The following is an 18,077-nucleotide window of genomic DNA, read 5'->3' on the forward strand; positions in this document are numbered from 1 at the left end:
CATTTGGTAATTAGTAATTGGTAATTGGTAAGACGGAGAATGAGCGTTAAACTCCCCCTAATATTCTTCACGAAGTCAGTATCTTCTCAATACGCCGATCGGGGATCAGCCACACGATCGCAACTAAAACATACAGCATGAAAGCAAACAACGAGTTCACAAAGGAAAGCAGGATTGCTGCTGCATAAATCACTACTGATACCTTACCCTTAAAGTCTCGCCCAAGTGCAATTGCCAGAGTAGAATCTTTACCGTGGTGAGAAATAAGGACACGAGTAAGAATGAAATAAGCGATCGCAGCCAACAACAGCACAGTGCCATAAAGCGCAACTGGCCAGGCGGCGAAGTGGTTCTCGCCTGTCCAGGCAGTGACAAAGGGAATCAGTGACAACCAGAACAGCAGATGCAGATTAGCCCACAAAACATTACCATTGACGTGCCGAGCCGCCTGTAACAAGTGATGGTGGTTGTTCCAGTAGATACCCAGATAAATAAAACTGAGTACATAGCTCAGAAATACTGGAACTAGCGGACGCAGCGCAGCTAAATCAGCTTGATGGGGCACTTTCAATTCCAGCACCATAATGGTGATGAGGATGGCGATTACACCGTCGCTGAACGCTTCTAACCTGCCTTTACCCATTTTTGTATATCCTCCTTTTCTGCTGGCGCTGGCGATCGCTTGTACTTCCAACAATAATTTAGCATAAGGTCGGTTGCAGTGATGTGTGATACCTCGATCGGCGATCGCTTGCACTTACCCACAAAGCCCACCATTTTGCTTGCCTAATCTCGGCTGAAAACAGATAACCTTAACGGACTTTTCGCTCATCTGTGGTTTAAGCAGTCGATCGGCACGACTTCTTGTAAATACCCGATCGAGCAACGAGTAGAACGGGAGAAGCAGTCGTTGAAAGAAAAAGAGCGATCGATTATGGAAGCGCGATCGCGGTTATTTGACATAAATAGTTTGAGCAGTAGAGAGAATTTCAAAGGCGGCGAATCCAGTTGGAACTGCGATCGATCGCCCTTTTAGTGATTAAATTAATCACTTTTGTTGCTGGGCTTACTAACTCGCCCTCACGGTTCATACGCCTCACTGCGATGGGCGATCGCGCCATAACAAATACCTGCACCACTTCATCGTCGATCGAGTAAATGACTCTGCAGTCCCCAATTCCGTAGCGATAGTACCCTGCAAAATCTCCTTTGAGGGCTTTAATATTAGGGTGCAACTGAGGAGTTTGTTCTAACTGCTCCAAACATCGGGCAATTTTCTTCGCTAGGGCTTTGTCAGCATTGACATAAACCTTTTGAGCATCAGGATGGAGAACAACTTCATACATCGGAGCGAAGACTTCTCCAGGTTGTGTAATCAGTTTTAGGGGTTGCTTGATTTTGCTTAACTCGCTCTAGCAATCCAGAAATTGCCAAAAGTTCTTGAGTTGCAGCTTCGCTTTCAGTATTTGCTAAGTAACCCGCAAAATCAGCAAGCACTTGTAATCGTTCTGGTGATAGTTGCTGGAGTAGGTCATTAAGCTGGCGGTGTAACTCTGTCACAGATATCAAATCTGCTGAGGAGCGATCGTTCATTTGGGAATTATCCGTGCTTTTTCCTCATTTTACCGCAGAGGATTTTTGTTTGTCAATCCCACTGGCGATCGCAAACTAGCCAAAGTTTACTCATCAAAATCGACTGCTAGATTCTGTATTTCTTCTTCTCAATGTAATCATCAATATTATTCAGCAGATGAGTTAGATATTTTACCAATTTATCTTTGTCATCAACTAACTTGCTCCAAAGTATTTGACTCGAAGCATCACAAAACGAAACATTTCCATGTGCCAAATCACATCGAATCTTAACCACAAAATTCAGAATGTCATCTATTTCTCTACTCCCAACTCCTAAATTTCCAAAGAAGCCATACATATCTATGAGTTCTTTGATAGTTTTAGCATCCAAATTTCCCGATATGGGAATATTAGATGGATCTAACAAAACCATCTCATCATCCAAAACCGATTTAATTAATTCCTGAAGATTGTCAGCTACGTTATCCTTTTTGATATATGAGTCTCTGAAACTTTTACTTTTATCGTTCAGCAACCACAATCTCTTTATTTTCGGACTTAAATCTTTATAAGTTAATTGCTCGACTAAAATAACATCATGAATGGCAGTTATACCATTTCTGATAGAAGATTCGACAAGATTGTATAATAGCAAGTAACAATGAGACTGCAAGATTTTTTTGATGTCGCTATCAACAATATATTCACCTGATGGGAAGATGATTGATTTAGCAGACAATGCACCAAGTTGTTCGATTTTATCTACTAATTCAAAATATTTCTGGATTTCTGCCACTCGCCTGTTAAAGTCTTTAATGAACTCTTTCATAGGCTTTGACTTAAAAGCTTATCCTTAGCATAGTCAATTCTTGGTTTCATATTCTCAGGCTTATGAGTTTGGTGGCAGACTATTAGAATTAGGAGTTAGATCGAGATTACTGGTGTTGATGCGATAGAAAATTTCACTCCTTACTTTCTCATCAGCCTTGTCTGACAGAATTATCATTCTAAGCGTAGTATATTTAAACTTTCTTTGGCGTGAGGGTGCGAGATCATTAAAATAGGAACCATTTAGAGAATCTAATGTTTGGAGATTACTCAATTGCAACTGATTTGTCATAAAAGCTGCAAGAGTCCTCACCCTCTGAGAGCCATCCACAATTTCTAGTCTTCCAGTTTCATAGATTTCTACGACAATCATGGCAGCAATAGGCACACCAAGAATAATGGATTCAATGAATCGAGATTGATGATTAATATCCCATCTCAAGTTTCTGTGAAATTCAGGGATATAAATCTCACTGAGTCCTCCATCATCTTGTTCCAGGTATTTATCGACTATGAATTCGATGGTGTATTCTGTGGTATAGTAGTCAATCTTTTGCTTTATTTCGTCAATCTGCTCTTCGGCGATATTGATGATGTCTTGCCTAATTGCTTGAGACATAAGAACCTGCGTCTATAATAACAAGGACATAAAAAGATACTCCAACTTTTGTTGGTATCTATATTATAGTACATTGCGAAGACTTTTCCAGTTTGTGCAATCAGTTTTAGGGGTTGCTTGATTTTGCTTAACTCGCTCTAGCAATCCAGAAATTTCCAAAAGTTCTTGAGTTGCAGCTTCGCTTTCAGCATTTGCTAAGTAACCCGCAAAATCAGCAAGCACTTGTAATCGTTCTGGTGATAGTTGCTTGAGTAAGTCATTAAGCTGGCGGTGTAACTCTGTGACAAATATCAAATCTGCTGAGGAGCGATCGTTCATCTGGGAATTATCCGTGCTTTATTTCTAATTTTACCGCAGAGGATTTTTGTTTTTAAATCCCACGGGCGGTCGCTATTTCAATCAATTAAATCTTTGTGTATTACAATATTACCTCAGTATTATATTAATTTGTTTCATAAAGAACATAACGAACAACGGCCCCTTCATACTCAATTTTTACAGCAGATTGCCATAGCATTTCTTCTGACCAGAAAGGTTCATCATAGTAAACTATCTCTAATGACAGGCAGGACAAATTTTCTGCGAGGATTGCTTCAGGCGATAAAGGTTCGTCGTATGATATATCGTTAGAAATATCTCTAGACCAAGGAGGCGGAGGCTCACCTGTAATGTATTGATAGTCCTGATTGGTGAATTGTTTTTCTCTCCATTTCACTGCTCGATCGGAGAACAAATCTGTTGCGCCGATAAACTCACCTCGCTCGGAAAAAATTTCGATAAAGCTAGTATTGTTTTCCCAACCATCATCACACAAGCCTGCAACGAACAAAAAAATTGTGTCTTGTCCAGCGATCGGAATCTTTACCAGACATAATTCACTAAGCGTCCACTGGGAATACCAGAAGTGACGCTCGAAAGCATCAGAAACAGCTTGAGGAATATTCTGCTGCGCTCTTTGGATTTCTACACAATCAAAACCTGAACTAACAAACTTTGCCAACAATTTAAGACTGGCAATTTTTTGATAAATCGGGCAAACGTCAGGGCATTTATTACAAACTACTGTCTCGTATAAAGTCACTTCAGGGTTCGCTTTCCAAAACTGCTCGTAAAACTGCCTGACGGCAAACTTTCTTTCATCTAAATCCATAACCATGACTATTTTTACTCTCCGATCGATCGAAAGACAGGCGCGGCGAAGATGGGATGAGAATTGGAAAAATGGGTGTGCGTGCGATCGCGTTGAGCGACTGCAATGGGCCCAGCGGAATTACGATCCGGTACAGCGCCCTATTATTCCCTGATAGTTTATTGAGAGAGTTTTGCTTGAAGAGCCTGAAATATTTGTTCTAGCTCAACCCTTGCTTCAAGTTGAAGTCGATATTACCACAAGTAAGCTTAAATCCCCATCAGCGCTAAACTAAGTTAGGTAAACGATCTTATATACTCATGACTATTTTTACTCTGCGATCGATCAAAAAAGACTTCGGCATCAAGGAACTCTTGACAGATGCCAGTTTCAGCCTCGATGAAGGCGATAAAGTCGGACTCATCGGCACCAACGGTTCCGGGAAATCCACCCTGCTGAAAATGATTGCCGGTATGGAGTCGATCGACTCTGGCGATCGCTGGGTCAATCCAGGGTCTACAATTGTCTATCTCCCGCAACAGCCCGATTTAGACGAAAATCATACGGTTTTAGAGCAAGTATTTGCCGACAGCGGCGAACAAATGGCTTTAGTGCAGGAATACGAGGAAATTTCCGATCAATTGTCCCACGGAAAAGGCGATACAGACAAGTTGATGGCGCGTTTGTCTGCGGTGTCCGAACGCATTGATCAGGTGGATGCGTGGGATTTGGAAACCAAGGCGAAATTGATTTTGACTAAGCTGGGAATTGAGGATTTTGATGCGAAAATTTCTGATTTGTCCGGCGGCTACCGCAAGCGAATTGCTTTAGCAACGGCTTTACTTTCCGAACCCGATGTGTTGCTGATGGATGAACCGACAAACCACTTGGATGCGCTGTCTGTCGAGTGGTTGCAGAACTATTTGAACGGCTATCGCGGTGCACTGCTGCTGATTACGCACGATCGCTATTTTCTCGATCGCGTTACCAATCGCATCCTGGAGATCGATCGCGGCGACCTTTACAATTATGCTGGAAATTACGCTTATTACTTGGAGAAAAAAGCCCTAGCTGAAGAATCCGCCGCCAGCACTCAGCGCAAATTCTCGGGAGTATTGCGGCGCGAGTTAGAATGGCTCAAAAAAGGGCCGAAGGCGCGCAGTACCAAGCAAAAAGCCCGGATAGATCGCATTAAAGACATGAGAGCAGAGGAATTCAAAACAGCCAACGGCAAAGTCGAAATTGCGACAGCGGGCCGCCGGATTGGTAAGAAGGTGATTGAGTTACTGAATATCAGTAAAGCTTACGACGATCGCACTTTAATTAAAGATTTTACCTACAATTTCACTCCCGAAGACCGGATTGGAATTATTGGCTGCAACGGTGCGGGAAAATCGACGCTGATGGATATCATCACCGGACGCATTCAGCCGGATTCGGGTACTGTCGAAATTGGCACAACCATTCATATCGGTTATTTCGACCAACATTCAGAGGATTTGACGCCGAATGAAGACCAGCGAGTTATTGAATACTTGAAAAGTGTGGCGGAATTGGTAGAAACGGCCGATGGAGAAATCATTACCGCTTCTCAAATGTTGGAAAAGTTTCTGTTTCCGCCGAACCAACAGTATGCACCGATTAACAAACTTTCCGGCGGGGAAAAGCGCCGGTTATTTCTGTTGAAAGTGCTGATGAGTGCGCCAAACGTGCTGATTTTGGACGAACCGACAAACGACCTGGACGTGCAGACTTTGGCGGTTTTGGAGGATTATCTCGAAGATTTTAACGGCTGCGTGATTGTAGTTTCGCACGATCGCTATTTTCTCGATCGCACAATTGACATGGTTTTCGCCTTGGAACCAGGAGGCAATTTGCGTTTGTATCCCGGCAATTACTCGGTGTATTTGGACTATAAAAAAGCCGAAGAAGCCAAGGAAGTGCAAGAACAAAAAGAAAAAGAAAAACTTGCACGCACCGCAGCATCTAACAACTCAAAACCCAAAGCTGTCACTTCAAAATCTACCAAAGTTTCGTTTAATGATAAGCGGGAATACGAGCAGTTAGAGACTAAAATTCCGCAGTTGGAAGCTGAGAAAGCAGAGATTGAGAAGATTTTGTCTAACAATGCTCCGAGCGGGTTTGCTGAGGTGAAGAAATTATCCGATCGTTTGGCGAAATTGACTCAAGAGATCGATCGGGCGACGGAGCGCTGGTTGGAATTGGCTGAACTGGTGAGTTAATTTTAGTTGTCTGAGTGTTGTGTTCAGCTCCTGTTAACAATGACAGGAGCTAGAGGAATTATAAGTGAAAAAAGCCCATGCTGAAACGAATATATATTAACAATTTTCGCTGTTTGGTAAACTTTGAACTGCATTTTGATGCAATTAATCTATTTCTCGGTGCTAACGGCTCGGGTAAATCAACAGTTTTTGAGGTGTTGCAGAAAATCCAAGCATTGGTTAGCGGCGACAGTAAGGTAGAAGGAATTTTCAAACCAGCGGACTGCACCCGCTGGCAAATCTCACAAATTCAGCGTTTCGAGCTAGAAATTATCGGTAATGGCGGCTGCTACATATATCAATTACAAATCGATGACTATCGAGATAAATGTCGTGTTAGGTACGAGAGTCTGCTCTTTGATAACCAGCCTTTACTACAATTTGAATTCGGCGAAGTTCAACTCTATCGAGATGATTATTCACCGGGCCCGAAATACCAGTTTGACTGGTCGCAATCTATTCTGCCTTCATTAATGCCAAGAAACGACAACACGAAGTTAACTTGGTTTAGAGAACGGATGGCGCGATTTATCATCGTGCAAGTTGTACCCAGCTTGATGGTTGATGAAAGTAGCCAAGAACAAAGGCGTTTGACTCCTAAGATGGAAAATTTTGTTTCTTGGTATCGCTACTTATCTGAAGACCAAGGTAAAGTTGCTGAGATTGGAAATATTTTAAGAGATGTTTTGGATGGATTCAAAAGTTTTAAGTTTGAGCGAGTAAGCGAAGATAATTTGGTGTTAAAGCTGCGGTTTTCCCGAGAAACAGATAACAGCAAGCCAATTGAATATCGTCTCAGAGAATTGTCGGACGGACAAAAAACATTAGTGGCTTTATACGCGCTGATTTACGGCAGCAAATCTGAAGATTATACCTTGTGGATTGATGAACCGGAAAATTTTTTAGCATTGCCAGAAATTCAACCCTGGCTGATTGAGATTTATGACCTTTGTAGCGAAGGAAAACTTCAAGCATTACTAATTTCTCACCATCCTGAGTTAATTAACTACCTTTTGGCTTCACCGATTGGCTATTGGTTTGAGCGTCAAAGCAATGCTGCTGTTCGAGTCAAACGAATTAGCAGTGAAGTAGCTGAAAATTCTGGATTGCCAGTTTCTGAACTAATTGCACGGGGATGGTTGAATGAGTCAGCGTAAAGTTCAGATTGTCATTCTCTGCGAGGACAGACAGCAGGAGGTTTTTGCGCGTTATTTTCTAAAAAAACGAGGTTTTACAGGTCTATTTCGGGCTAAAATTTGTCCGAAAGGTAGCCAATCAGGAGAACAATATGTACGCAGTCAGTATCCGGTGGAAGTGAAAGCTTATCGACAGAAGAAAAACCGGGTGTCGATTGGATTAGTCGTGTTAATTGATGCAGATACGGGTACGCTCGAAGCAAGACTCAATCAGTTAGCTAGTGTCCTTGATGAAAATGATCTGGAAAATAGGCGATCGAATGAAGCGATCGCGATTTTTGTTGCTAAGCGCAATATTGAGACTTGGATACACTATTTGCAGGGAGAAACCGTGAATGAGGAGACTGTTTATGCAAAATTTGAGAATAATGAGGCTGTTTGCAAAACCGCTGTTGAGGATTTAGCCGATCGATGTTATTCTCAGAGCTTACCAGAAGATGCGCCACGATCGCTTCAGGCAGCTTGTGAGGAATTACAGCGGTTGTTACCACTTGTGGAGCCATGAGTTATGAAAAAATTTGGAATTTGTGATTATTTTTAACCAAACAGACCAACAAATTTAAAACTGGTAAAAGTCTGAAATCCTTTTCAACGCTGCAATGCAAGCGGAAACAGCGGCAAAAACCCGCTTTTTTTGTGAGATCCTCAAGTAAAGCTTTGTGTCAAAAACTGTGAATGCCCGGAGGGTGGGGTTGACAAAAGCAGTAGAACGTGCATTAAAAGTCAGGGTAAGCGAGTAAGACTGACAGCAGAAAACAGGGGCGAAAAAAAACCAAAATACGCAAAACATCAAGTCGATCGGGCAAAGTAAATTGATTGACCACTAAAATATGGTGAGGTTAAGCTACAATTGACCTGTTCTGAGCAAAGAATTGGTCAACATCACAAGTATCTTGTAGAAGTCTGAACCAGACAATCTCAGGGTTGTCGAGCGGGAGCAAACAGAAAACTATGTCTCAAAAAGTAATCGCCAAACAGATGCCTTTGGAATCAACGTCAGATCCGATCGCCGTAGTGGCGACAGTCGAAAAAGTTCCAGCCGAAGCAGTGGCAGTTGAGTCCTACGCCGATCGGTTGATGGACGAACTGTTTGAAGGAGTCGATCGAGCCTGCGACGGCAGCGGTGGACTGCCAGCCGAGCCGACACGACCAGAATTCGTGGCGCTCAAATCGATCTCGGTACCTCAAATAGTTTTGTCGCAGTTGACACCCCAGTCTCCGCAAGCTAGCGAAAAAGACGTAGAAGCGCTCGCCCGCCAAGTCGCTCTAGAAACAACCAAAAAACAGCAGTCTAAACAATCATTCGACAAAATTCTGCTGGGAGCAGCATTTGGATCGCTGCTATTAGTCATGGGATTGTGGCTCGCCAGCAGGTCTGGACTGGTACGCTTGCCCGCCGCCGTCGCCCCCGCACCAGAAACGCCAACTGCAAGCGGGAAAACAACACCAGACACGCAATTTGTAGAATACGCGCAGCGCTCGCTAGTATCGATCGAACAAAACAAAGCACCCCAGTCCAAATCGCAACTTGCCGGACTTCCTGGAGCCGCCACACCAGGGACGCTGCCGAGCATTGCAATTTCCGGCGCGCCGCCACCAACCGCAGGTCTTTCCACAGCAGTCAACCGCATCGCTGATGCCCTAGAACAAGTCGCCGCGCAGCCGGGAGCACCCGCGCCCCAAGTCGTAGTCATCCCTCCCCCCGCTCAGGTGACGGTGGCTCCGGCTCCTCCAGCTCAGGTGACGGTGACTCAGGCTCCTCAAACCGTCGCAGGTTCTCCCTCGTCGGCTGCTTCAGTCTCGGGTAGGGCGATCGCAGCAGCCGGGAATCGAAGTCCCGTCGCCGCTGCCCCCGCCCAGTCGGAGGCTCCCCAGCCGAAGATTTTGGCTCGCGAAACCGAACCGGCACCAGCAGCAGGCCAATCTGCGCCGGCACCAGCAGCGAGGGAATCGGCACCAGCAGTCAGCAGCGCCTCGACTTCCGCGCACACGCTGGTGGGAATTTTGGAGTTGGGCGATCGATCTGCTGCTTTGTTTGAAGTAGACGGCGTAGCCCGCAGAATTTATGTGGGCGAAAGCATCGGCGCTAGCGGTTGGACTCTGGCAGAAATCAAAAATCAAGAAGCAGTGATTCGCAAGGGCGGAGATGTGCGATCGGTTTTTGTCGGTCAAAAGTTCTAATAGGTCATTAGTCATCAGTCATCAGTCATCAGTCATCGGTCATTAGTCATTAGTCATTAGTCATCTGTTACGGGTTGGTGATGGGTAATTGGGTAATCGGTAATTGGTAATTGGCAATTATGAGGCTGTACTTCACAAAGGTTGAAAACAGTTATATATAGGCTTTCTCAAAAAAGTGAGGTATGTAATAAGGCTTTAAAGTCCCGATATTCAGGGAATAGGAGTGCACCTCATCTTTTTAAGAAAAGCTATAATAAGCCACAACGAATGATTGATGACTAATGACTAATAACCAATAACGAATAACCAATAACGAATAACCAATAACGAATAACCAATAACCAATAACCAATAACCAATAACGAATAACCAATAACGAATAACGAATAACCAATAACCAATAACCAATAACTGAGGAATTATAAAAAAAATGGGCTTATTTGACGATTTCAGCCGCTTTCTAGAGACCAAATTAGAAGAATTTTTACGCAGCAATCCCCATCTGGAATTGCAAGCAATAGAAGAACAACTCAAGGAACAAGAAGAAGATACTCTGCGGCTGATTCTCGAAATCCAGAAACAAGAAAAAACACTGCAAGCAGAAATTCTCTCCGCCGCCCAAGAAATTCAACGCTGGAACGATCGAGCAAACAAAGCTAAAGCAGCTCAAAGGCTTGATTTAGCTCAAGCAGCCCAAGAGCGACAAGCGGCTTTGCTGCGTCAGGGAAATCAGCGCTGGGGACAAATGCAGGGCTGCAAAGAACGAATTGAAAGAGCAAAAGAACTGTACCGCCAAATTCAATTGCGGCGAAAAGAAGTTCGCTCAAAAGCAGCGGAAGCGGCTGTGGCCGCGGCCGCTCAAACTACTACTAAAGCAGAGCAGAATTGGGATACCAAGGGTTGGAATCAGAGTTATAATTATAACAGTTTTAATGCTGCAGACCCTCTCGAAGACAAGTTTCAACACTGGGAAGCTCAGGAAGAACTCGATCGCATGAAGCGCAATATAGGGAAGTAATATCAATTCCGGTTGCACTCATACATGACTGTTGAGTGTGGGCTGTTGGCTGTTTGTTAATCGAATCATCATATATTGTGGGGACAATTCATCGATTGTCCCTACAATATGTGATGCTAATTAATCGGTTTGCATCGCGCTACAGGAGAGTAAAATCCGTAGCAGTAATCAGGCTTGCGGGCACATTGCTCAGAGTCGCTAAGAGTTGACCCGAACCGGTAACTCGGATCAGAGTAGAACTATTCTCTGCAAAAATGCTCAACTGCGAGAAATTCAGACCACCCATTAAGCCGATCGAATCGAGGCCGTATTGAAAGTCTAAAATAGTCTCGCTGCCGAGGTCAATACCCAACATAAATCGATCGTTCCCAGTACCTCCAATCAGAGTATCATTCCCCTCATCTCCAAACAAGAAATCATCCCCAGCACCGCCAAGCAAACTATCCTCATCCTTGCCGCCGTAAAGAGTATCATTCCCAGCATCGCCATTGACGGTATCCTGACCTTCATTGCCAAACAGCAAATCGTTACCCAAACCGCCGCAGATTTGGTCTTGTCCGCCAGCAGAACCAATGGGAAGAGGGCTGCCAATATCTCCGTACACAGTATCTTCCCCGTCGCCGCAGCAGATAGTATCGTTGCCTTCATCGCCAAACAGCAGGTTGTTACCCGATTCGCCCAGAACTACGTCATCGCCCTTACCTGCCCGCACGGTATCATTACCGTCACCACCTGCGATCGTATCTTGATTTTCTTCCCCGCTGAGAAAATCATCGCCCGCTAAACCAAACAGCAAATCGTTGCCGGTCAAATCCCCGTCCAAAGGGTTAAGAGTTCCCCCGTAGATAGTATCCTCGCCCTCATCGCCAATTAAAGTATCACTCCCCTTGTCTCCGAAAATGATGTCATTATCTTTGCCACCGTAAACAACATCGTCGTTTTCGCCCGCAAAGATTAAATCATCTCCAGCAACGCCGTTGATGTAATCATTATCCTCGTTGCCAAACAGCAAGTCGCTGTCTATATTTGGGCCGACAGGGAAATCGCTGTTAAGCCCCCCATAAATATTGTCATTTCCCCGCAATCCAGCCAACAAATCAGATCCGTCAAAACCGTTGATTTCATCACCGTTACTGCTGCCGAGAATAGTATCGCTGCCGTTGGTACCGTCGAAGCTATTGCTAACAGAATTCGGGCCGCGCACGCTGGCAATATTTGGTAAAACAATTTCCGCACAAATACAGTCAGCATCTTGTCCGGCTTGCGGAGGCGGTGTTGGTGGTTGGGTGAAAAAGTTGCCAAAGTTAATATTGCTAACATTCGTACCGCTGACAGCAATAATATCAGCAGGATTGGCAGTAGTTTGCGTCCAACCCGGTTGATTGACTTCCCGAACTCGATAAGTTCCCGGGCCTAAGTTAGTAAAATTGTAACCGCCCAAACTATCAGTCGCAGTGTTAACTTCTCCACCATTTAAAGAATCGTCGCCGTTAACGTCAAGGAAGACTTGCCAGTTAGGCAATAACGGTTCTTGAGCATCCAAAACCCCATTGTTGTTGAGGTCATTAAACTTGCTGCCGGAGATGCTAATATTTTGGAAATTGCCGAAGTTAATTCCACTGCGACTTTCACCGCTACCCAGATTAACCGTCGCCGGATTAACAGTAGTTTGCGTCCAACCAGTCCGCTGCACTTCCCGCACGTTGTAAGGAGTGTTGGAGTTGAGGTTGGTGAAGCTGTAATTACCAGAAGTATCAGTAGTAACAACTGTTTCGCCCGCATCTAAAGAGTTGTTCCCGTCAGCATCAAGGAAAATTTGCCATCCTTCTAGACCGGTTTCCCCCGCATCCTGAGTACCGTTGCCGTTGGCATCGTTGAATTTAATACCGCTGATGCTGCCTTGCTGCACGGGAGTCGGAGTCAAAATCGGAGTTGGAGACGGAGTTGGAGGCGGAGTTGGAGTTGGAGTCGGAGTTGGAGTCGGAGTTGGAGTCGGAGTCGGAGTCGGAGTCGGAGTAGGTATCGCTTGGTTGCCAAAATTCACTGTAGCAGGAGTAGTTTGACCTGCTGGCAGCGTCACTGTAACCGGATTGTCAGTAGTCGTTTGACTTCCAGCCGGTACAACTTCCCGAACGTTGTAAGTGCCTGCGGGCAAATTCGGGAAAGTGAAGCTGCCATCGGCACCGGTAGTAACTGGAGTTTCACCGGCATCGAGAATGCCGTCATTGTTAGTGTCGAGGAAAATCCTCACTCCGGGAACGCCGAGTTCTCCGGCTGTTTGCGTGCCGTTGCCGTCGGTGTCGTTAAATTTGATACCGGTGATGCTGCCTAGTACAGCAGGTATCGTTTGATTCCCGAAATTCACCGCAGCGGGAGTAGTTTGTCCGGCAGCCAGCGTCACCGCAACCGGGTTGGGAGTAGTCGGTTGGCTTCCAGGCGGTACAACTTCCCGGACGTTGTAAGTGCCTGCGGGCAAATTCGGGAAAGTGAAGCTGCCGTCAGCACCGGTAGTAACTGGAGTTTCGCCTGCATCCAGAATGCCGTCATTGTTAGTGTCGAGGAAAATCGTCACTCCGGGGACACCAGGTTCTCCGCCTCCTTGAATGGTGTCGCCGTCGATGTCGTTGAATTTGATGCCGGTGATGCTGCCCAGGGGAGTCGGAGTAGGTATTGCTTGGTTGCCGAAATTAACTGTAGCAGGAGTAGTTTGTCCTGCTGCCAAAGTAACTGGGGGCGGGTTGGGAGTAGTTTGTTGACTTCCAGTCGGTACAACTTCCCGGACGTTGTAAGTGCCTGCGGGCAAGTTTGGGAAAGTGAAGCTGCCGTTAGCCCCGGTAGTAACTTGAGTTTCACCCGTGGTGAGAATGCCGTCATTGTTCGTGTCGAGGAAAACAGTAACTCCGGCAACACCAGGTTCTCCGGGGTCTTGAGTGAGGTTGCCGTCAATGTCGTTAAATTTGATACCGGTGATGCTGCCCAGCGGTACGATAACGGGAAACTGTGCGGAAAATTCCGAGGTGTTGCCGGCGGCGTCTGTTGCTGTGGCGGTGATTAATTGGCCTGGGGTGACTGCTGCTGCGAAAGTTTGATTGAAAGCAGCGTTGCCGGCCGCGTCTGTCGTTATCGGGACAGAAGTGATGAAGGTTTGACCTTGGTTGCCGGGGGGGTTGTTGGCGAAAAATTGCAGGGTGAAATTGGTACTGGGCGTGCTGTTGAAGGTTCCCGCGACGGTGGCGCTGCCTGCGCTGGCGGTAGCGGTAGTGAGTACGGGGGTGTTTTGGAGGTTGTTGGCACCGATGTCGGCGTCGCCCGCATCGTTGGGGGTGGGGCCGTTGTTGCCGAGGTCGATGCCAACGCCGGCGTTGGCGAAGATGGAGTTGTTTTGGATGCTGTTGCCGGTGCCGGCGAGGATGTTTACTGCCGAACCGAGGTTGCTGGCGATCGTATTTCCTTGGTCTGGTGCTGTACCGCCGATCGCATTATTGTTTGCTAGGTTAATTAATATCCCAGTGACATTCGGCAGGGGGGAGGTACCGTCGGCCCCGACGCCGATGAAGTTACCGAAAAACGAGTTGTCGGTAGTGGCGGCATCAACAAGGGCGACACCGTTACCGTTGCCGGAAATAATGTTGCGGGCGGCAGCGGTTGTCCCGCCAACAGTATTGTTGGTTGCGCCTCCCTGAATGGCTACGCCGAAAGCAGTGTTCGGGACAGGGGCGGTGCCGTCAAAATTAGTGCCGATGAAGTTGCCTGTCAGAATGTTGTTCGTGGCACCGGGATTGAGAATGACCGTACCACTATTGGTGTTGCCGGAAATGACATTCCCGTTAATAGTGTTGTTCGGTACGCCGACGATGGTAACTCCGCTGGCGTTGGGCAAAGCGGCGGTGCCTGCGGCGTTGGTGCCGACGTAGTTGCCCAGCACTTGGTTGCCCCCCGTACCGCCAACGATGATGACCCCATCGGCTGTATTCCCAGAAATGACGTTGCGATCGCCCGCAGCAATCCCCCCGATAATATTATTGCTGCCACCATTCTGAACGGCGACACCAAATAAGGCGTTGGGCGAGGCAGCGGTACCTGTGGCATCGACGCCGATGTAGTTACCGGCTACAGTGTTGCCGTTGCTTTCGAGGGAGATGCCGGTGTTGCCGAAGCGGTTAATTATCAATCCCCGCAAGGTGCTGCCACCGCCACCGGCCAAGACCCGAAAACCGCTGACACCACCTGCACCAGCTCCATTGATTTCGATGAGCGGGGTGCCGGCGAACCCCGTTTGGGTAGTGCCGTCGATGATTGTGGGAACATTAATATTGGGCAGGATAGATAGGGGCGCGATCGTCTGAAGAACGCCTGCACCGGGAATGGCAAAGTTAATATTGTGCGGCGGCGGTGCGGCAGTGGCATTCGCATCAGTAATCGCTTGTCGCAGCGAATCCGGCCCTGCATCGTTGGTATTCCTAACAGTGAATATCGCCAAGGTGTGGGCGTAATTTGCCATTACCTCTGGCTCGATCGCCAATCCCGTCTTAATTGCTCCTGTAGCGTATTCAAGCAACCAGTTTCCACCTTTTTGCGCGCTCCCGGTAGCATCGGCCGAAGCAGCAATATTAGCTTTTGTTAACTTGCTCAGTTGTTGTACAAAAGCTGCTCCTTTTTCACCCGCTGCTACGTTACATCCGTATAGCAGAATTTCAAATCGATTTTTAATTGAGTTGACAGATGACGAAAACCACTGTTTCAAACAGTCGCGATATGTTTCTAAATTGTCGGAATTCAGGATAGTTTGCCCTAGCTGCAAACTTCCCGATTCCCCGTGAGAAATAATGTGAACGCTTTCTATACCTTGGCGGTTGTGCAGTGCTTCAGCAATTTGTTCGATGCCGTCCCGCGTGCGATCGACTAAAATTACCTCTATCCCCGGTTTCACACCTACCGCCAGACTCTGCCAATCTTCAACGGCAGAATCTACAAATACTATTTGTTGGTTTTTCATAATTACCTTTCCCCATGCACCTAACTAGGTTTTCAAATTGTTGCTTCCGTGCGAGCCTCGCCCCAACTTCCCACCACAAATACCGCTACCACAAAACCAGCCTTCAACTCAATAAAAGTTGTACAGGCAAAACTTGACAATTATCTGTTTTTGTGATTTTTGTAAATTTTTTGGAGATCGAAAGTTGGTCGATCGCACTTTTTCATTATCAACTTAAAAAAACCAGACCCCAGGTACAGCTAGCTTGTTCCCGATTACGGAAATTTTTCAAAAAACGCAAGTATAATTTACACAACTTAATGTACGGTTTTTTACTAAGTACACTTTTGTGAAAAAGAATTCAACTCTACGCAAATTCCCAACCCAGAGAGTGGTAGGTATCCAGCCATTCTTCAATCTCAAATCTCCCGTATCGAATCTCAAACCGCAGGGCTGGGATTTTGGCAAATTTAGCGTGTCCCTCATAACATAGAGGAATAGTCGCCTTCATGGCATCATAGAAACTTGTCCCTCACATCATTGAAATAGATGACCCCTCAAAACTCCCCTGTTTCCCCCGTCACTTGGAAAGAAGACAGAGTTCTGCTAATTGACCAAAACCGACTCCCGAAAGAATACGGTGTAGTCGAAATTAGCCGCTCTCAAGATATGGCTGAGGCGATTAAAACTATGATAGTTCGAGGTGCTCCGGCGATCGGGGTAGCGGCAGCCTACGGGATGTATTTGGGCGCGAGGGAAATTGAAACGGGCGATCGCACCGAATTTCTCGCTAAACTAGAACAAGTTGGTGAATTATTGCGATCGACTCGTCCCACAGCCGTTAATTTGTTTTGGGCAATATCCCGAATGCTCAAAACAGCCGAAAAAACTAGCGGTTCCGTCGAACAAATCCAAAAAACTTTGTTAGAAATGGCCAAAACCATTCAAGCCGAAGACTTGCAAACTTGCAAAGATATCGGCGACAAAGGCTTAGAAGTTCTGCCAGCAACACCCGAAAAATTGAACTTACTAACTCACTGCAACGCCGGTGCCTTAGCTACAGCAGGCTACGGAACAGCATTAGGTGTATTTCGTTCTGCTTGGCGAGAAGGCAGACTTGGCAGAGTATTTGCAGACGAAACTCGCCCCCGTCTCCAAGGTGCCAAACTCACAACTTGGGAATGCGTGCAAGAAGGAATTCCCGTCACATTAATAGCCGACAATATGGCCGCCCACTGCATGAAACTCGGCATGATTCACGCAGTAGTTGTCGGTGCAGACAGAATCGCTGCTAACGGCGACGCAGCCAATAAAATTGGTACTTACAGTTTAGCAATTGTTGCCAAAGCTCACAACGTCCCCTTCTTTGTCGCCGCACCTTTATCAACAATTGATTTTGAACTTTCAGACGGCAGCCAAATCCCCATTGAAGAACGCGATGCTGTGGAAATGTATCAAGTGGGAACTACGCGAATTTGTCCAGAGGGTGTAGAATTTTACAATCCCGCTTTTGACGTGACTCCGGCCGAATTAATTTCAGGAATTATCACGGAACACGGCACGGTTGCTCCTGGAAAATTGAAACAGTTTCAAGCAAAACAATTAGTTTAATTGTATGTTACTCACCCGCTCTATTCACGCAAAGTTGTTGCAAATAATCCCGCTTTTGTCAAGTAGGTTTGCCGATAAATTTCAGGGAAAGATTGAGGGAGAATTTTTAGAGGAACGCCAAACAACTGTTAGGACAAAGCAGTTCTGTTTTCCTAGTGCGACTCAAATTTACAGCAATGCTACAAGCGGGATTCGTAGCTGTCGCAATCGGCAGAGGAAAGTTGCGATCGCAGCTATAACTTTGCCAGTAGTTTTTGCTACAGTCGCTCAGGCTCAATTGTCGCCAACCTTGAAAGCTCAGGAATCAGCAGCTAAACAATATGTGGCAGCGATGAATAAAGGTCAGCAAGCCTACTATGCAAACAATACGGGTTTTACAAGTTCTGTTGCCAATCTAGGTCTAGGTCGCATTAAAGATGACACAGCTAACTACAAATATTCAATTAATACCGGGAACAAAGCTGTATTTAATTATGCAGTGTCGAATCAAGCTAATCTCAAAAGTTTTGTGGGAGGAGTTTTTTTGGTAGGCAATAAGAGGCAAACAATTTTGTGTGTAAATGTAGCTCCTGGCAAGATTAAACCAGCTAATCCCACTAATACCAATGGGGTTTTAAACTGCGCTGCTAAAACAGCAAAGATTGTTAAATAAACTATCTTTAA

18 protein-coding genes are annotated in these 18,077 nt (G+C 45.9%); 8 read left to right on the forward strand and 10 right to left on the reverse strand.

All coding sequences use genetic code 11. From position 1 onward, the window contains the following. Nucleotides 1–67 precede the first annotated feature (67 nt). The 8 genes from QUB13_RS15840 to QUB13_RS15875 all read right to left on the reverse strand — a co-directional run bounded on the left by QUB13_RS15840 (nucleotide 68) and on the right by QUB13_RS15875 (nucleotide 4,172). Nucleotides 68–757 (reverse strand): TMEM175 family protein, encoded by a 690-nt coding sequence (locus QUB13_RS15840; protein ID WP_333382332.1) that lies wholly within the window; start codon nucleotides 755–757, stop codon nucleotides 68–70. Nucleotides 758–828: 71 nt separating this feature from the next. Next, nucleotides 829–963 (reverse strand): hypothetical protein, encoded by a 135-nt coding sequence (locus QUB13_RS15845; RefSeq protein ID WP_333382334.1) that lies wholly within the window; start codon nucleotides 961–963, stop codon nucleotides 829–831. 26 nt (nucleotides 964–989) lie between these two features. Further along, on the reverse strand, nucleotides 990–1,346 hold the full coding sequence (locus QUB13_RS15850; RefSeq protein ID WP_333382336.1) for a type II toxin-antitoxin system RelE family toxin: 357 nt from the start codon (nucleotides 1,344–1,346) through the stop codon (nucleotides 990–992). Further along, complete coding sequence (locus tag QUB13_RS15855) at nucleotides 1,339–1,593, reverse strand: hypothetical protein (RefSeq protein WP_333382338.1); 255 nt, start codon at nucleotides 1,591–1,593, stop codon at nucleotides 1,339–1,341. The genes QUB13_RS15850 and QUB13_RS15855 overlap by 8 nt, the downstream gene beginning before the upstream one ends. A 106-nt stretch (nucleotides 1,594–1,699) precedes the next feature. Then, nucleotides 1,700–2,404 carry an MAE_28990/MAE_18760 family HEPN-like nuclease gene (locus tag QUB13_RS15860; RefSeq protein ID WP_333382340.1) on the reverse strand — a complete coding sequence of 235 codons (705 nt, stop codon included), beginning with the start codon at nucleotides 2,402–2,404 and terminating at the stop codon, nucleotides 1,700–1,702. Nucleotides 2,405–2,464: 60 nt separating this feature from the next. After that, nucleotides 2,465–3,022 (reverse strand): DUF262 domain-containing protein, encoded by a 558-nt coding sequence (locus tag QUB13_RS15865; protein ID WP_333382342.1) that lies wholly within the window; start codon nucleotides 3,020–3,022, stop codon nucleotides 2,465–2,467. Nucleotides 3,023–3,085: 63 nt separating this feature from the next. Then, nucleotides 3,086–3,340, reverse strand: a complete 255-nt coding sequence (locus tag QUB13_RS15870) for a hypothetical protein (protein ID WP_333382344.1) — start codon at nucleotides 3,338–3,340, stop codon at nucleotides 3,086–3,088. 124 nt (nucleotides 3,341–3,464) lie between these two features. Beyond that, nucleotides 3,465–4,172 (reverse strand): hypothetical protein, encoded by a 708-nt coding sequence (locus tag QUB13_RS15875; protein ID WP_333382345.1) that lies wholly within the window; start codon nucleotides 4,170–4,172, stop codon nucleotides 3,465–3,467. Nucleotides 4,173–4,176: 4 nt separating this feature from the next. Here QUB13_RS15875 and QUB13_RS15880 point away from each other — a divergent pair, with 4 nt between their 5' ends. From QUB13_RS15880 to QUB13_RS15905, 6 genes are all read left to right on the forward strand, one after another. Beyond that, complete coding sequence (locus QUB13_RS15880) at nucleotides 4,177–4,326, forward strand: hypothetical protein (RefSeq protein WP_194009615.1); 150 nt, start codon at nucleotides 4,177–4,179, stop codon at nucleotides 4,324–4,326. 145 nt (nucleotides 4,327–4,471) lie between these two features. Further along, nucleotides 4,472–6,394 carry an ABC-F family ATP-binding cassette domain-containing protein gene (locus tag QUB13_RS15885; protein WP_333382347.1) on the forward strand — a complete coding sequence of 641 codons (1,923 nt, stop codon included), beginning with the start codon at nucleotides 4,472–4,474 and terminating at the stop codon, nucleotides 6,392–6,394. A 77-nt stretch (nucleotides 6,395–6,471) separates the two neighbouring features. Then, nucleotides 6,472–7,590 (forward strand): AAA family ATPase, encoded by a 1,119-nt coding sequence (locus tag QUB13_RS15890; RefSeq protein ID WP_333382350.1) that lies wholly within the window; start codon nucleotides 6,472–6,474, stop codon nucleotides 7,588–7,590. Further along, nucleotides 7,577–8,134, forward strand: coding sequence for a hypothetical protein (locus tag QUB13_RS15895; protein WP_333382352.1), 558 nt, complete (start codon nucleotides 7,577–7,579; stop codon nucleotides 8,132–8,134). Before QUB13_RS15890 ends, QUB13_RS15895 begins: the two co-directional genes overlap by 14 nt. 446 nt (nucleotides 8,135–8,580) lie before the next feature. Then, entirely contained in the window at nucleotides 8,581–9,810 is a 1,230-nt protein-coding gene (locus QUB13_RS15900) for a hypothetical protein (RefSeq protein WP_333087259.1), read from the forward strand. A 430-nt stretch (nucleotides 9,811–10,240) separates the two neighbouring features. After that, nucleotides 10,241–10,828 (forward strand): TIGR04376 family protein, encoded by a 588-nt coding sequence (locus tag QUB13_RS15905; protein WP_333382354.1) that lies wholly within the window; start codon nucleotides 10,241–10,243, stop codon nucleotides 10,826–10,828. 139 nt (nucleotides 10,829–10,967) lie between these two features. Here QUB13_RS15905 and QUB13_RS15910 read toward each other — a convergent pair whose 3' ends face one another. Together QUB13_RS15910 and QUB13_RS15915 are read right to left on the reverse strand one after the other, a co-directional pair. Further along, nucleotides 10,968–15,824 carry a DUF4347 domain-containing protein gene (locus QUB13_RS15910; RefSeq protein WP_333382356.1) on the reverse strand — a complete coding sequence of 1,619 codons (4,857 nt, stop codon included), beginning with the start codon at nucleotides 15,822–15,824 and terminating at the stop codon, nucleotides 10,968–10,970. A 346-nt stretch (nucleotides 15,825–16,170) separates the two neighbouring features. Then, the gene (locus tag QUB13_RS15915; RefSeq protein WP_333382358.1) at nucleotides 16,171–16,314 is read right to left on the reverse strand and encodes a hypothetical protein; all 144 of its coding nucleotides are present in this window, start codon (nucleotides 16,312–16,314) and stop codon (nucleotides 16,171–16,173) included. A 38-nt stretch (nucleotides 16,315–16,352) separates the two neighbouring features. On the opposite strand from QUB13_RS15915, the gene mtnA reads away from it, so the two are divergent. Further along, nucleotides 16,353–17,414 carry an S-methyl-5-thioribose-1-phosphate isomerase gene (mtnA, locus tag QUB13_RS15920; RefSeq protein ID WP_333382360.1) on the forward strand — a complete coding sequence of 354 codons (1,062 nt, stop codon included), beginning with the start codon at nucleotides 16,353–16,355 and terminating at the stop codon, nucleotides 17,412–17,414. A 4-nt stretch (nucleotides 17,415–17,418) separates the two neighbouring features. Continuing rightward, a complete protein-coding gene (locus tag QUB13_RS15925; protein WP_333382362.1) occupies nucleotides 17,419–18,066 on the forward strand; it encodes a type IV pilin-like G/H family protein in 648 nt (215 codons plus the stop codon). The last annotated feature ends 11 nt before the right edge of the window (nucleotides 18,067–18,077 follow it).

This window comes from Microcoleus sp. B4-D4 (assembly GCF_036705185.1).
Lineage (GTDB): Bacteria > Cyanobacteriota > Cyanobacteriia > Cyanobacteriales > Microcoleaceae > Microcoleus.